The following is a 12,234-nucleotide window of genomic DNA, read 5'->3' as shown; positions in this document are numbered from 1 at the left end:
GACGACAGTCCTGTTAGGGGGATTCGTCACGCCGCAGCCATGCTTCGGCGAACCCTATTCTATTGCGATAAAGACCCGGAGTTTACCGACCCCATGCAGATCATCGTCCGTGATAACAATGTCGATCAGGCCCTTCGTGCGCTGAAGAAGAAGCTGCAGCGCGAAGGCGTGTATCGCGAGATGAAGCTGCGTCGTCACTACGAAAAGCCCTCGGAAAAGCGTGCTCGTGAGCGTGCCGCCGCCGTGCGTCGCGCCCGCAAGCTGGAACGCAAGCGGATGGAACGCGACAGCGCCCGGTAAGTACCGAATCGGGTCGTGGGCCTGTTGGTCGGCGACCCCGTTGGTTACGCGATTCGGCGTGCAGGTTGCGCCATAAGGGGTTTCGATGTCGGTCACTGCCGTTCCGCTGCATCCCGTCAAGCAGCGTCATATCGCCTGGATATGGGTCGGAATCGTGCTGGCCTTGATACTGGCCGCCGGGTTCGCCTGGGCTGGCACGCGCAGCGGCGTTGATTCGTTCCTGTCGGGCAACGCGTCGCGTCCGGGTGTCGTGACGACTGCCAGCGGTCTGCAGTATGAAGTGCTGACCAAGGGTAGCGGTCCGACGCCGACCGACGCCGATGTCGCGTTGGTCAACTATGTCGGCAAGTTCACCGACGGCACGATCTTCGATCAGAGCCGGCAGCCGATGCCGATGTCGCCCAAGACCGTCGTTCCGGGCTTCGGTGAGGCGATCAAGCTGATGCCGAAGGGGGCGAAGTACCGCTTCTGGCTGAAGCCCGAACTCGGCTATGCCGCGCCGCGCCCCGAAGGTGCGCCGCCGATGTCGCCCGAAGTCGAGAAGCTGTCGAAGCAGGTGCTGGTGTTCGACGTCGAGATGCTCGACTTCATTCCGGAAACCGTGCTGCAACAGATGCAGATGCAGCAGATGATGCAGCAGCAGGGTGGCGCAACGCCGCCGCCGGGCGCGGGGGCACCGCCGACCGGCCGCTGACAGTCGCCGGATCGAATCGCAGACGGCGCCGGCATACCCGGCGCCGTTTTCGTTTTCCTGGCCTGACCGCGGTTCGCGCCAAAGAATCGGGTTCGGATGTGCCGACGGTAAACCGGCTCCGATTCGGCACCTCGCTCGCGAAGGAGCACGGGCGTTTTCTTCGGTGATCGCTAAGCGGCTGCAACTTCGCCACTGCACGACATTCGGTTCGTCGGTCGCATCGCCACCGTGCCCCCTTTCGTGATATCCGCGGTCCATGAACTCCCGCAAATCGTCGTACCGGCCCCTTCGCGGTCCTCTGTCTCGCATACGACGCAGGGCATGGGTGCTGGTGGCGCTGCTTACCCTTGGTACTGCGCCTGCCCCCGCCGCACTGCCGGCAGATTCGTCAGCGCTTGAGGCGCTCCGCGCGGCGGACCTGCGGCTTGGGGCGATCGGCTATCGACTGGCGACCGCGAACGCGCCGTTGTGTACCGACATCGCACCGGTTCCCGGGATGGTGGTCCACGCGATCGATCAGTATGCCGAAGGCGAGCAGGCGGCCGCGCGTACGACGTTCGGTTTTGTCACCGGGGTCGCGGTAGAAGCGGTGGTCCCCGGCAGCCCTGCTGCCCATGCCGGGGTGCGCGCCGATGATTCGATCGTCAGTGTCAATGGCCACCCGGTTCCGGTAACCAACGGCGCGGGGCATGTCCGCACGCGTGACGCGGTGGTCGCTCTGATCGATTCGCAACCGGTCGAACGGCCCTTGACCCTGGTGCTACGGCGCGACGGCGTGGACCGTACGACCAGCATCGTACCATCGCCGGGGTGTCGGACCCTGTTCGAGCTACGGGTCGGCACGGCCATGGATGCCGTCGCGGACGGCCGCCTTGTCCAGATTTCCAGCGCGTTCCTCGATCGTCTGCCCGATCCGCAACTGGCGGTCGTCGTGGCGCACGAATTGTCGCACAACATCCTGCGGCACCATGCCCGGCTCGATGCGGCCAAGGTCAGCCGCGGCCTGTTGCGCGAACTGGGACGGAACGGTCGCATTCATCGCATGACCGAAGATGATGCCGATCGGCTGGGAGTGCATCTGCTACGCAACGCCGGCTGGGATCCGCAGGAGGCGGTACGATTCTGGCAGGGGCCGGGCGCACGAATCGATGGCGGGATCTTCCATAGTAGAACCCACTCCTCCGCTTCCGATCGCGCGCGGCTGATTGCGGCGGAACTGGCAGAGCTGCCTCTGGGCGCATCCAAGCCGTACCGCCCACCAGTTCTCGCGACGCGCGACCAGCCGCTGCGATAGGGCGTAAGCGGGTTGATGCATCGACCTCCGCGAATCAGAGTATTTCGAAGAGCGGAACTAAGTTGAATTTAACCTGTTCCGAGGCAGTGATCCGCGCGACCACTATTGGGCCTCACGGTTGAACGGCTGGTCGCGAACGGGACGATAGTTCTTGCAGGTGACCTGCTGCTATGCAAAAGGCCTCCTGACGTAGAGTTTTGCAAGGGAGTGTAAAAATGGGTTTTGCCAAGAAGATGCTGATCGCGGCCTCGGCCGTGTCGATGACCGTTGCTCCGACGATCGCCAACGCCGCCAACGCTTCGAAGCTGTCGGTTGCCCGCGCGTCGGCTCCGGCTGCCAAGGGTGAAAAGCTTGCTGGCGGCGGCATCATCGTCGCTCTGCTGGCTGCTGCGGCCGTCGTCGCCGGCATCGTCGTCGTCGCCGACTCGGACAGCGATTCGGACAGCAACTGATTGTTCGCGGGGGAAACCCCGCTACGATCTGCGGAAAGGGCGTCCCTTACAGGGCGCCCTTTTTCGTTGGAGCTGCGGCAGACGATCCGAGATGGTCGCGTTCGCGGTAACTCCGACGCCATCGCCATTGCGGCGCGCGCCGACGGGACAAGACCGGTTGTCTTGGTTCAATCGGCGGTTTTTGGATGCCGCTCCCTATCGGCTAGGCATTGCCCCTGCCCGGTCTACGCCATGATCACAGGGTCGATGCTCGATGTGCCATCATGTCGCATCAATCGACGATGGCGCCATTTCCCTCAGGACAGTCGGTGGTCAGGAACCGACGCGAATCGCCCTCTAGTGCCAGTGCAGTCAGCCGTCCGGTGCGATAGGCGCCGGTGTCGATTCCAATCCGGTTGCCACGAACGTCGGGCTCCATCGTGACCGTGTGGCCATGGATGACGAAACGTTCGAAGCGCCCCGCATGGTCGAGGAACGGCGCCCTGATCCATCGCAAGTCCGAGGACTTCTGCTCGTCCAGCGCAACGCCCGGCCGAAGACCGGCATGGACCATGACATAGTCGTCGATCACGATGCTGTCGGGCAGCGCGCGCAGGAAATCGAGGTGCGCGGCAGGGACATGGTCGAGGATCAGACGCTGCACACCCTTCAGGTCTTCGCGTTCATAAACGTCTTCATCGACGCCATAGCTTAGCAACGTTTCGCGTCCACCGGCGCGGTTGAAGATGCCCAGCGCCTGTCGCGCGCCCTCCGCTGCTTCCAGCAACAGCTCCTCATGGTTGCCGCACAGGCAATGCGCGTCCGCGCTTGCCGCACACAGCGCCATGACCCGTTCGACCACCCCGCGCGAATCCGGGCCGCGATCGATCAGGTCGCCGAGAAACACCAAGGTCACGCGCCGGCCGCCACGACCAGGATCGGCATCGATCTGCGCCAGCATGTCTTCCAGGCAGTCGAGCCGCCCGTGAATGTCACCGATCGCATAGACGATGCGATCATCGGCGATACGGGGGGCAGGTGCGGCGGCTCGGCGGAATAGCTTTGAAAAGACCATGATATTCGAACGCCTCTATGCCAAAGGGGCTGCACGATCAATGAACCGGCCGATCCGTCGCAACGGGTAGGTTTGCCAAGCGTTCAATTGCGTTCTATTGCGGTGCAGCAATTTGGGATGGAAACAATGACGATCAAGAAGGTTCGCAAGGCAGTCTTTCCGGTTGCCGGTCTCGGCACGCGGTTCCTCCCGGCGACCAAGTCGATGCCGAAGGAAATGCTGACCGTCGTCGACAAGCCGCTGATCCAGTACGCTGTCGAGGAAGCGCTGGAAGCTGGCATCGAGCAGATCATCTTCGTTACCGGCCGCGGCAAGGGCGCGCTGGAGGATCATTTCGACGTTTCCTACGAACTCGAAGCGACGATGAAGGCGCGCGGCAAGTCGATGGCGCTCATCGAAGGCATCCGCCAGAAGCCGGGTAGCCCGGTCTATGTCCGCCAGCAGGAGCCGTTGGGCCTGGGCCATGCGGTGTGGTGCGCACGCGAGATCGTCGGGGACGAGCCGTTCGCGGTGCTGCTGCCCGACGAACTCATGGTCGGCGGTTTCCTCAAGCAGATGGTCGAGGCCTATAACCAGGTCGGCGGCAACGTCATCGGCGCGCTGGAAGTACCCGACAGCGAGACCGACAAGTACGGCATCATTTCGCCGGGCAAGACCGATGGTCGCCTGACCGAGGTGACCGCATTGGTCGAGAAGCCGAAGGGCAAGGCACCGTCGAACCTGATGATCCCCGGCCGCTACATTCTGCAGCCCGAAGTCATGCAGATTCTCGATTCGCAGGAGCCGGGCGCCGGTGGCGAAATCCAGCTGACCGACGCGATGGCGAAGCTGATCGGCAACCAGCCGTTCCATGGCTTCACCTTCGATGGCAAGCGCTACGACTGCGGCGACAAGGCGGGTTGGGTGCAGGCCAATATCGCGTTGGCGCTGGCACGGGCGGACATCGGTCCGGCGGTGCGTGCCTTTGCCGAGGAAGCGCTGGCCAAGTAATTGCGGGCGGCGCGGGGGCGTTGGCCTCGCGCCGCTACAAGGTGACCAGACGGTCGTCTTCGAGGGTCGCGAGCAGGTCGATCAGACCGCCTGCCGCGACCCTTTGCGTTTCCGCCGAAAACCCGGCGAGTGCGAGGCCTGTCTGGCAGGCGATGAGTTCGACGCCGCTATCGTCGGCGATACCGCGCAGGTCTGTAAGGTTCGGCAGCCCCGCGGGTGCCCGGGCATCGCTTGCCAGCAGCCCGACTGCCGCTTCATGCAGATAGACCCGCGCCCGCCTGCCCAGCGCGGCGGCGGCGCACGCCATGGTCAGTGCGGCACGCAGGCGATCGGGGTCGGGGCCGGCGACGACGATCGTCAGTCCGCGCATCGGCAGCCGGGGTCCTTGGGCAAGGTCAATGTGCGGAAGCGGAACGCGAGGAGATCGGTGACCAGCAACTTGCCGGCCGGATCATCGCCGAAGCCGACCACCGCGCGCATCGCTTCCAATGCCGCCATGCTTCCCATGATCCCGGTCAGGGCGCCCAGCACGCCCTGATCGGCGCAGCTGGCATCGGCGCGGGCAGGGTCGTTGCCGACGAAACAGCGATAGCATGGAAGCTGCGGTTCCCAGCCGCGAAACACGCCCAACTGGCCCTCGAACTGCCCGACCGCCGCCGATACCAGCGGGATGCGGGCCGCCAGCGCGGCATCGGCGGCGGTCAGCCGGGTCGCGAAATTGTCGCAGCCGTCCAGCACGACCTGCGCCCCGGCGATCAGTTCGGCGGCATTGATGGCGTCGATCCGCAGCGCGTGGCGCTCGACCGTCACGAATGGATTGATGCGCGTGATCGCGGCTGCCGCCGCCGCCACCTTGTGCGCGCCGATATCGGCATCGGTGAACAGCGTCTGTCGTTGCAGGTTGCTAGCATCGACCCGGTCGTCGTCGATCACGACCAGCGTGCCGATCCCGGCCGCTGCCAGATATTGCAGTGCCGGCGACCCGATGCCGCCGGCGCCGATCACCACGACGCGCGCGGCCTTCAGCGCGGCCTGCCCCGCACCGCCGACCTCGCGCAGGACGAGGTGACGGGCATAGCGGTCGAGTTCGGCGTCGGAAAAATTCATGCGGCCCAGTCGAAGACCAGCACCGCGCGATACCAGCTGCCGGCATTGACGAAGCGGGGCACCAGGTTGCCGCGCGCGTAGCTGACCACCAGTCCGGCAGCATATTGTTCGACGGTCGGACATGCGATGGCGCGCGGGATCGTCGCGCGCACGACGTGATCCTCGCCGATCAGCACCGCGACGTCGACCTGCACCTGCACTCGTCCCGTGCTTGGCTCCGGGAGCGGACATCCCGAACGTGCGAATTCGGACTGGACGAATGCATTCATCCGCGCGGTCGGCCGCGGCGTGTAGCGGTAGGGCAATGGCGGCAGTGCCTGCCAGTCGATCGGCGACCGGGTTTGCGGCAGCGGGGCCACCGGCGGCGGCGTGACTGGCGAAATGCCCTGCGCCAGCTGCGCGGTCAGGCCGAGCAGGGCGAGAGCCATCATCGTCCGGTCGACCCGAACCCGCCGACACCGCGTTCGGTATCGTCCAGCACATCGACTTCGCACAGGCTCGCGCGGGTCACTTCGGCCGGCACCAGCTGCGCGATTCGTTCGCCCCGTACCACGCGAAACACTTCGTGCCCGAGATTGGCGAGAATCACCTTCACCTCGCCACGATAGTCGCTGTCGATCGTGCCCGGCGTGTTGAGGCAGGTGATGCCGTGCTTCAGCGCCAGGCCGGAGCGTGGGCGGACCTGCACCTCATACCCCTCCGGGATCGCCATCGCGAAGCCCGTGGCGATTGCCCGGCGTGCGCCGGGGGCGAGGTCGACATCCTCGGCCGCGACCACATCCATCCCCGCCGCACCTGCGGTGGCATAGGCGGGAAGCGGCAGGCCGGCACCATGGGGCAGGCGAAGGATGCGCAGCGCGATCATGGCGTCACCATCGCGGTCCTGGGTTCGACCAGCGCCGGATCGGCCGACATGCGGCGCACCGCATCGATCAGGTCGGGATCGCCCAGCAGGTCGTGGCCGCGCCCCGGCAGCACCCGGAAATCGGTGGCGATGCCGCGCAGCGCCAGCGCCTCGGCATAGGGGCGGGAGAAGCGCGCCGGCGTATCCTTGTCGTCGGCCCCGACCAGCAGGGCGACGCGGGTAACCGGCGCGACCCCGCCGACGGTCATCAGCGGATCGAAACTCTCGACCGGCGCGGCAAAGCCCCCGGCCCCCTGTTTCGCACGGAATTTGCGCCATTCGGGCAACATGCATGGACAACCGGCCAGCACGATCCCGTCGACCAGACCGGGCCGCAGTCCGGCAAGGGCCGCTGCCATCGCGGCACCACCCGATTGCCCGACCAATATGGTCCGTGCCTGAGGGTAGCGGGCGCGCCACGACTTGATCGTATCGGCCACCGCCGCGATCCGGTCTGCGGTCCAGGCGTCGCCGTCGATCCCGCCGCGCAGGCCCGGCGAGCGGTTGCCGGCCGCATCGTGATAGCCCGGCCGCAGCAGCGCGACGGCGCGGCTATGCGGAATGGCATCGGCCAGCCGCTGGGCTGATCCGGCGAATTCGGCTGGCACCATCGCGTCGCCATCGCCGTGCAGCAGCAGGACGAGGGTCCGCACGTCGCGTGGCGCGCTGGGACCGAAGCTCTGTCCGGCCAGTGCCGCCACCGGTGCGGGGGGCGACCCGTGCGTCGCACAGCCGGCGGCGGCGAGGAGGAGCAGGGGGCTAAGCCAGCGCATCGGCGATCCGATCGGCCAGTTGCGCGGCGATATCGCCCTTGGGCGCCTCGGCCCAATGTTCGACGCCGTTCGCGGTGACGAGATGGACATGGTTGCGGTCGCCGCCCATCACGTCGCCCGACACATCGTTGGCGACGATCCAGTCGGCATTCTTCGCAGTCCGCTTGGCGGCGGCATGGGTCAGGACGTCATCGGTTTCCGCCGCGAAGCCGATCAGCAGGCGCGGGCGACGCGGGCTTCTGCCCAGCATCGCGAGGATATCGGGGTTGGGCAGGAGGGTCAGCACCGGCGGGCCGTCGCCCTTCTTCAGCTTGGAAGGTGCGGCCTCCACCTGCCAGTCGGCCACCGCCGCGACCATCACCGCCGCATCGACCGGCAGCGCCTGCGCCACCGCATTGGCCATGTCGCGCGCCGATTCGACATCGACCCGGTCGACCCCCGCCGGCGTTGGCAGCGTTACTGGTCCGGCGATCAACGTGACCTTCGCCCCGCGTGCGGCACAGGCGGCGGCGATGGCGAAGCCCTGCTTCCCCGAGGATCGGTTGGCGAGGTAGCGGACCGGATCGATCGCCTCATGGGTCGGCCCGGCGGTGACCAGCACATGCCGGCCCGCAAGCGTCTGCGGCGCGGGCGGTGCGCGCATGCCGGCAATCGCCGCGACGATGGCGGCGGGTTCGGGCAGGCGGCCGGGACCGAACTCGCCGCACGCCATCGCGCCTTCGTCAGGGTCCATGACCGTGACACCCCGGCTACGCAGTGTGGCGACGTTGTGGACGGTCGCGGCGTGCTGCCACATCCGCACGTTCATCGCGGGCACCGCCAGCACCGGCTTGTCGGTGGCGAGCAGCAGCGTGGTGGCGAGGTCGTCGGCGAGTCCCGCCGCCATCCGCGCCATCAGGTCGGCGGTGGCGGGCGCGACGACGACCAGATCGGCTTGGCGGCTGAGCTGGATATGGCCCATCTCCGCCTCGTCCTTCAGGTCCCACAGGCTGGTATGCACCGGTTGTTCGCTGAGCGCCGCCAGCGTCATCGGCGTCACGAACTGCGCCCCGCCCTCGGTCAGGACGCAGCGCACGCTGTGCCCGGCACCGCGCAGCAGGCGGATCAGCTCGCACGCCTTGTATGCGGCGATGCCACCACCGACGATCAGCAATATGCGTGTCATCGCGTGATCCTCTGCACCCGAACGCGCCGCCTGTCGAGCAAGGTGCGCGTCAGATCGCGCAGGGCATCGGGCAAAAACGCCATTCCGACGAGATAGGCGGGGGCGGCGGCCAGTACCCAGTAGAAGGTGTCGGTCCGCGCGAACAGCGCGATTGCCGCCGCATAGCCGCCAAAGGTCAGCGCCGCGCGCAGGCCGAGCGATCCCGGCGCCGCCGTCCACCCGATCAACGCCAGCATCGCCAGCGGCGCTCCCAGCCACCAAGGCAGCAGCGTCAGCGCGGTCGACCGCGCCATGGCGGAGGCGAACAAACCCGGCCCGTGCAGCCCGCTCCACCCCGGCGATACCGTGTCGAGCGGCCCGGCGATCATGTCGACCGCCCGCGCATGGAGCGACAGCAGCGCAACGAACACCAGCAGCGCCGCGACCCAGCCCAGCGCCTCGCGCCGGCGTCCGTCGACCAGCGCCATCGCCAGCATCACCAGCGCATAGAGTGCCGCCGTCTCGCGGATCAGCATGGCGCACAGTGCGATCGCGACTGGCTCGATCCAGCGATCGTCGCGACGCAGCGCCAGCGACAGCGCGATCAGCAGCCCGGCCCACAGGTCATGGAAATGCACCAGCGACGGCTGCACGAACGCGACCATGCCCCCGGCCAGCAGGAACAGCGCGGTGATGCGCGGCGGCCCCTTCGCGAACCATTCCCCGATCCGCCGGGTCCAGGCGAACCCGGTGGCCATGGCCAGCACCAGCAGCAGCAGGATCGGCACGGCGTCGGGCAGGGCGGCCTGCACTACCGCCAGCGTCGGCAGGCGCACGGCGGGGAAGGGACGCAGTGGATAGCCGCCCGCGCGCAGTTCCTGCGCCGCCACGCCGTAATAATCGCCGCCCGCGCGCAGGCCGTCGACTACGGCGCCATACAACCCCAGGTCGGTCTGTCCGCCGCCGCGCACCGCGGCCTCCTCACCCGGCTGGACCCAGGCGGATGCCAGCAGCAGCGTGAACAGGATCGCAAGGGCGATGGCGATCGCCGGACGCAGCGTCGCGAACCGGCTGGACGACGACAGCCATATCGGCGGCCGCGCGCGGATCATCCCAGCAGCTGCACCAGCGCCGCACCCGTCGCGCCGCTCGCCAGCGCGACGAGGGCATAGCGCCAGCCGCCGCCGACCTTCACCACCGCGATATCGGGCAAGGGCGGGGAGGGCGGGGCGCCACCGGGCGCGGGATAGCGTGCCTCGATATTGCGGAGCAGGTCGGGCAGCCGGGCAAAGGTGCGCAGGTCGGTGATGATCCGGTCGGCGACCATCGCCTCCGGACCCAGTTCGTCGCGAATCCAGCCGCGCACGAACGGTGCGGCCGTCTCCCACAAATTAATGTCGGGATCGAGCGCGGTCGCCACGCCCTCCACCATCACCATCGTCTTTTGCAGCAGCAGCAGGTGCGGCTGGGTCTGCATGTCGAAGTCGCGGGTGATGTTGAACAGCGAATCCAGCATCATGCCGACCGACATGTCCTTCACCGCAAGGCCGCGCATCGGCTCGCCCACCGCGCGCAGGGCGGTGGCGAATTCGGCGACATTGTGATGGGCCGGGACATAACCCGCCTCGAAATGGATTTCGGCGACGCGCTTATAGTCGCCGGTGATCAGGCCGTAGAGAATCTCGGCCAGCCACACCCGTGCGCGGCGGTCGATCCGGCCCATGATGCCGAAATCGATCGCGGCGATCCGCCCGTCGGGCAGGGCGAACAGATTGCCCTGATGCATGTCGGCGTGGAAGAATCCATCGGCGATCGCCTGGCGCAGGAAGGCGCGAACCAGCCGCGTCGCCATCGCGTTCAGGTCATGGCCGGCAGCGATCAGCGCGGGGCGGTTCGACAGCTTGATGCCGTCGATCCACTGCGTCGTCAGCACCTTCGACGTGGTGCGCTGCCAATCGATGTCGGGCACGGTGAAGTCCGGTTCGGCCTCCATCCCGTCTGCCAGTTCGGAGGCGGAGGCGGCCTCGCGGCGCAGGTCCAGCTCGCGCGCGGTCCAGCGCTTCATCGTTTCGATGACGAGGCGCGGGCGCAGGCGCTTCAGCTCGCCGCCCATCGTCTCCAGCCGGGCGGCGGCCCATTCATAGGTGTCGATCGCGTCGAAGAACTGTGCCTCGACGCCCGGCCGCAGCACCTTCACCGCCACGCGGCGGCCATCGGTGGTCATGGCGCGGTGGACCTGCGCGATCGACGCGGCGCCGACCGGGCTTTCCTCGATGGAGGCGAACAGCGACTCGATCGGCTGCCCCAGGCCCGATTCGATCGCCGGGCGCACCACGTCCCACGGCAGCGGTGGCAGTGCGTCCTGCAGCGACAGCAAATCCTGCGCGACTGCTTCGCCGACCAGGTCGGGGCGGGTCGCCAGCGTCTGGCCGAGCTTGATCGCCGCCGGCCCCAGCGCGGCGAACGCCTCGGCATAGCGCGGTGTCTTGGGCACGCGCGCGCCCAGCCGGGCAATACGTACCACGCGGCGCAGGCGTGGAGGCGTGCGCGGATTGCGCTCGATATCGATCAGCGCGCCATGCCGCGCGAGCGTGCGCCCCCATTTCAGGATGCGCCAAGTGTGGGTGATAGTAGAGGTCATGCGAGGGCCACTACCCGACCGTCATTCCGGCGAAAGCCGGAATCCATTGTGTCGGGGGTTCCCGACGGACCGCAACCGTGCCGTGTCCATGGATTCCGGCCTGCGCCGGAATGACGCCCGTGGCAATGATCCAGCGCAATCGCGATCAAATCTTCCACCCGCTATGGATCGCGACCAGCCCGCCCATGATCGGTTCGACCCGGGTACGGATGAAGCCGGCGTCCGCAATCATCCGCTCGAAGGTCGGCATGTCGGGAAAGCGCCGGATCGATTCGATCAGATAGCGATAGCTGTCCTCGTCATTCGCCAGCAGCTTGCCGAGCTTCGGCACCAGCTTGTGCGAATATTGATCGTACACGTCCGCAAAGCCCGGCCACGTCACGGTCGAGAATTCGAGGCAGAAGAACCGCCCGCCACGCTTCAGCACGCGGTGTGCCTCGCGCAGCGCCTTCGGGATGTCGGTCACGTTGCGGATGCCGAAGGCGATCGTATAGGCGTCGAAGCTGCGATCGGCGAAATTCAGCGTCTCGGCATTTTGTTCGGACCAGACGAGGCCGTCGATCCTGCGCTTCTCGGCGCGCTCCATGCCGACGCCCAGCATCGCCGGATTGATGTCGGCGACGGTGATCGCCGCACCGTGCTTTGCCATGCGGAACGCGATGTCGCCGGTGCCGCCGGCCATGTCGAGGATCGAGTCGTCCTTCTGCGGTTTCACCCGTGCGACGAACCGGTCCTTCCACAACCGGTGCATTCCCCCCGACATGGCGTCGTTCATCAGGTCGTAGCGTGCCGCGACGCTCGCAAACACATCGCCGACGCGCCGCGTCTTCTCATCGGGGGCTACGTCTTCGTAACCGAAGGATACCGTGTCGTTCATGAGC

The 12,234-nt window shown here is 66.9% G+C and carries 15 protein-coding genes; 5 read left to right on the top strand and 10 right to left on the bottom strand.

Features of this window, described 5'->3' with window-relative positions; translation table 11 throughout:
* Positions 1-93 precede the first annotated feature (93 nt).
* From rpsU to MF609_RS00940, 4 genes are all read left to right on the top strand, one after another.
* Positions 94-300 (top strand): 30S ribosomal protein S21, encoded by a 207-nt coding sequence (gene rpsU / locus MF609_RS00955; protein WP_010545388.1) that lies wholly within the window; start codon positions 94-96, stop codon positions 298-300.
* Positions 301-385: 85 nt separating this feature from the next.
* Positions 386-994: an FKBP-type peptidyl-prolyl cis-trans isomerase gene (locus MF609_RS00950; RefSeq protein WP_242414460.1), complete on the top strand. Its 609-nt coding sequence runs from the start codon at positions 386-388 to the stop codon at positions 992-994.
* A 325-nt stretch (positions 995-1,319) separates the two neighbouring features.
* On the top strand, positions 1,320-2,288 hold the full coding sequence (locus tag MF609_RS00945) for a M48 family metallopeptidase (protein WP_242414459.1): 969 nt from the start codon (positions 1,320-1,322) through the stop codon (positions 2,286-2,288).
* 215 nt (positions 2,289-2,503) lie between these two features.
* The gene (locus MF609_RS00940; RefSeq protein WP_200909374.1) at positions 2,504-2,740 is read left to right on the top strand and encodes a hypothetical protein; all 237 of its coding nucleotides are present in this window, start codon (positions 2,504-2,506) and stop codon (positions 2,738-2,740) included.
* Between the two features lie 271 nt (positions 2,741-3,011).
* Here the strand turns inward: MF609_RS00940 and MF609_RS00935 are convergent, their stop codons facing one another.
* Positions 3,012-3,794: a metallophosphoesterase gene (locus MF609_RS00935; protein ID WP_242414458.1), complete on the bottom strand. Its 783-nt coding sequence runs from the start codon at positions 3,792-3,794 to the stop codon at positions 3,012-3,014.
* 126 nt (positions 3,795-3,920) lie between these two features.
* Between MF609_RS00935 and galU the strand changes: the two genes are divergently transcribed.
* Positions 3,921-4,784: a UTP--glucose-1-phosphate uridylyltransferase GalU gene (gene galU, locus MF609_RS00930; protein ID WP_242414457.1), complete on the top strand. Its 864-nt coding sequence runs from the start codon at positions 3,921-3,923 to the stop codon at positions 4,782-4,784.
* 34 nt (positions 4,785-4,818) lie between these two features.
* Here the strand turns inward: galU and MF609_RS00925 are convergent, their stop codons facing one another.
* The 9 genes from MF609_RS00925 to MF609_RS00885 form a co-directional block, all read right to left on the bottom strand.
* On the bottom strand, positions 4,819-5,154 hold the full coding sequence (locus tag MF609_RS00925; RefSeq protein WP_242414456.1) for a DsrE family protein: 336 nt from the start codon (positions 5,152-5,154) through the stop codon (positions 4,819-4,821).
* Positions 5,142-5,891: a HesA/MoeB/ThiF family protein gene (locus tag MF609_RS00920; RefSeq protein WP_242414455.1), complete on the bottom strand. Its 750-nt coding sequence runs from the start codon at positions 5,889-5,891 to the stop codon at positions 5,142-5,144. The genes MF609_RS00925 and MF609_RS00920 overlap by 13 nt, the downstream gene beginning before the upstream one ends.
* Positions 5,888-6,322, bottom strand: a complete 435-nt coding sequence (locus MF609_RS00915) for a hypothetical protein (RefSeq protein WP_242414454.1) — start codon at positions 6,320-6,322, stop codon at positions 5,888-5,890. Before MF609_RS00915 ends, MF609_RS00920 begins: the two co-directional genes overlap by 4 nt.
* Positions 6,319-6,756 (bottom strand): dUTP diphosphatase, encoded by a 438-nt coding sequence (dut, locus tag MF609_RS00910; RefSeq protein WP_242414453.1) that lies wholly within the window; start codon positions 6,754-6,756, stop codon positions 6,319-6,321. Before dut ends, MF609_RS00915 begins: the two co-directional genes overlap by 4 nt.
* Entirely contained in the window at positions 6,753-7,568 is an 816-nt protein-coding gene (locus tag MF609_RS00905; RefSeq protein ID WP_242414452.1) for an alpha/beta fold hydrolase, read from the bottom strand. Before MF609_RS00905 ends, dut begins: the two co-directional genes overlap by 4 nt.
* Positions 7,555-8,733, bottom strand: coding sequence for a bifunctional phosphopantothenoylcysteine decarboxylase/phosphopantothenate--cysteine ligase CoaBC (gene coaBC, locus MF609_RS00900; protein ID WP_242414451.1), 1,179 nt, complete (start codon positions 8,731-8,733; stop codon positions 7,555-7,557). Before coaBC ends, MF609_RS00905 begins: the two co-directional genes overlap by 14 nt.
* A complete protein-coding gene (locus MF609_RS00895; RefSeq protein ID WP_242414450.1) occupies positions 8,730-9,824 on the bottom strand; it encodes a hypothetical protein in 1,095 nt (364 codons plus the stop codon). Before MF609_RS00895 ends, coaBC begins: the two co-directional genes overlap by 4 nt.
* Positions 9,821-11,353, bottom strand: coding sequence for a 2-polyprenylphenol 6-hydroxylase (gene ubiB, locus MF609_RS00890; RefSeq protein WP_242414449.1), 1,533 nt, complete (start codon positions 11,351-11,353; stop codon positions 9,821-9,823). The genes MF609_RS00895 and ubiB overlap by 4 nt, the downstream gene beginning before the upstream one ends.
* Before the next feature lie 145 nt (positions 11,354-11,498).
* Positions 11,499-12,230 carry a class I SAM-dependent methyltransferase gene (locus MF609_RS00885; RefSeq protein ID WP_242414448.1) on the bottom strand — a complete coding sequence of 244 codons (732 nt, stop codon included), beginning with the start codon at positions 12,228-12,230 and terminating at the stop codon, positions 11,499-11,501.
* Between the last annotated feature and the right edge of the window lie 4 nt (positions 12,231-12,234).

Source organism: Sphingomonas panni, from assembly GCF_022664435.1.
GTDB classification, from domain to species: domain Bacteria; phylum Pseudomonadota; class Alphaproteobacteria; order Sphingomonadales; family Sphingomonadaceae; genus Sphingomonas; species Sphingomonas panni.
The sequence above is the reverse complement of the archived record's forward strand: the minus strand, read 5'-3'. Positions and strand labels throughout refer to the sequence as shown.

What these genes read in the sequence shown, in the direction of transcription:
- rpsU (WP_010545388.1), top strand. Translation starts at nt 94, where the DNA reads ATGCAGATCATCGTCCGTGATAACAATGTCGATCAGGCCCTTCGTGCG.
- MF609_RS00950 (WP_242414460.1), top strand. Translation starts at nt 386, where the DNA reads ATGTCGGTCACTGCCGTTCCGCTGCATCCCGTCAAGCAGCGTCATATC.
- MF609_RS00940 (WP_200909374.1), top strand. Translation starts at nt 2,504, where the DNA reads ATGGGTTTTGCCAAGAAGATGCTGATCGCGGCCTCGGCCGTGTCGATG.
- MF609_RS00935 (WP_242414458.1), bottom strand. Translation starts at nt 3,794, where the DNA reads ATGGTCTTTTCAAAGCTATTCCGCCGAGCCGCCGCACCTGCCCCCCGT.
- galU (WP_242414457.1), top strand. Translation starts at nt 3,921, where the DNA reads ATGACGATCAAGAAGGTTCGCAAGGCAGTCTTTCCGGTTGCCGGTCTC.
- MF609_RS00925 (WP_242414456.1), bottom strand. Translation starts at nt 5,154, where the DNA reads ATGCGCGGACTGACGATCGTCGTCGCCGGCCCCGACCCCGATCGCCTG.
- MF609_RS00920 (WP_242414455.1), bottom strand. Translation starts at nt 5,891, where the DNA reads ATGAATTTTTCCGACGCCGAACTCGACCGCTATGCCCGTCACCTCGTC.
- MF609_RS00915 (WP_242414454.1), bottom strand. Translation starts at nt 6,322, where the DNA reads ATGATGGCTCTCGCCCTGCTCGGCCTGACCGCGCAGCTGGCGCAGGGC.
- dut (WP_242414453.1), bottom strand. Translation starts at nt 6,756, where the DNA reads ATGATCGCGCTGCGCATCCTTCGCCTGCCCCATGGTGCCGGCCTGCCG.
- MF609_RS00905 (WP_242414452.1), bottom strand. Translation starts at nt 7,568, where the DNA reads ATGCGCTGGCTTAGCCCCCTGCTCCTCCTCGCCGCCGCCGGCTGTGCG.
- coaBC (WP_242414451.1), bottom strand. Translation starts at nt 8,733, where the DNA reads ATGACACGCATATTGCTGATCGTCGGTGGTGGCATCGCCGCATACAAG.
- MF609_RS00895 (WP_242414450.1), bottom strand. Translation starts at nt 9,824, where the DNA reads ATGATCCGCGCGCGGCCGCCGATATGGCTGTCGTCGTCCAGCCGGTTC.
- ubiB (WP_242414449.1), bottom strand. Translation starts at nt 11,353, where the DNA reads ATGACCTCTACTATCACCCACACTTGGCGCATCCTGAAATGGGGGCGC.
- MF609_RS00885 (WP_242414448.1), bottom strand. Translation starts at nt 12,230, where the DNA reads ATGAACGACACGGTATCCTTCGGTTACGAAGACGTAGCCCCCGATGAG.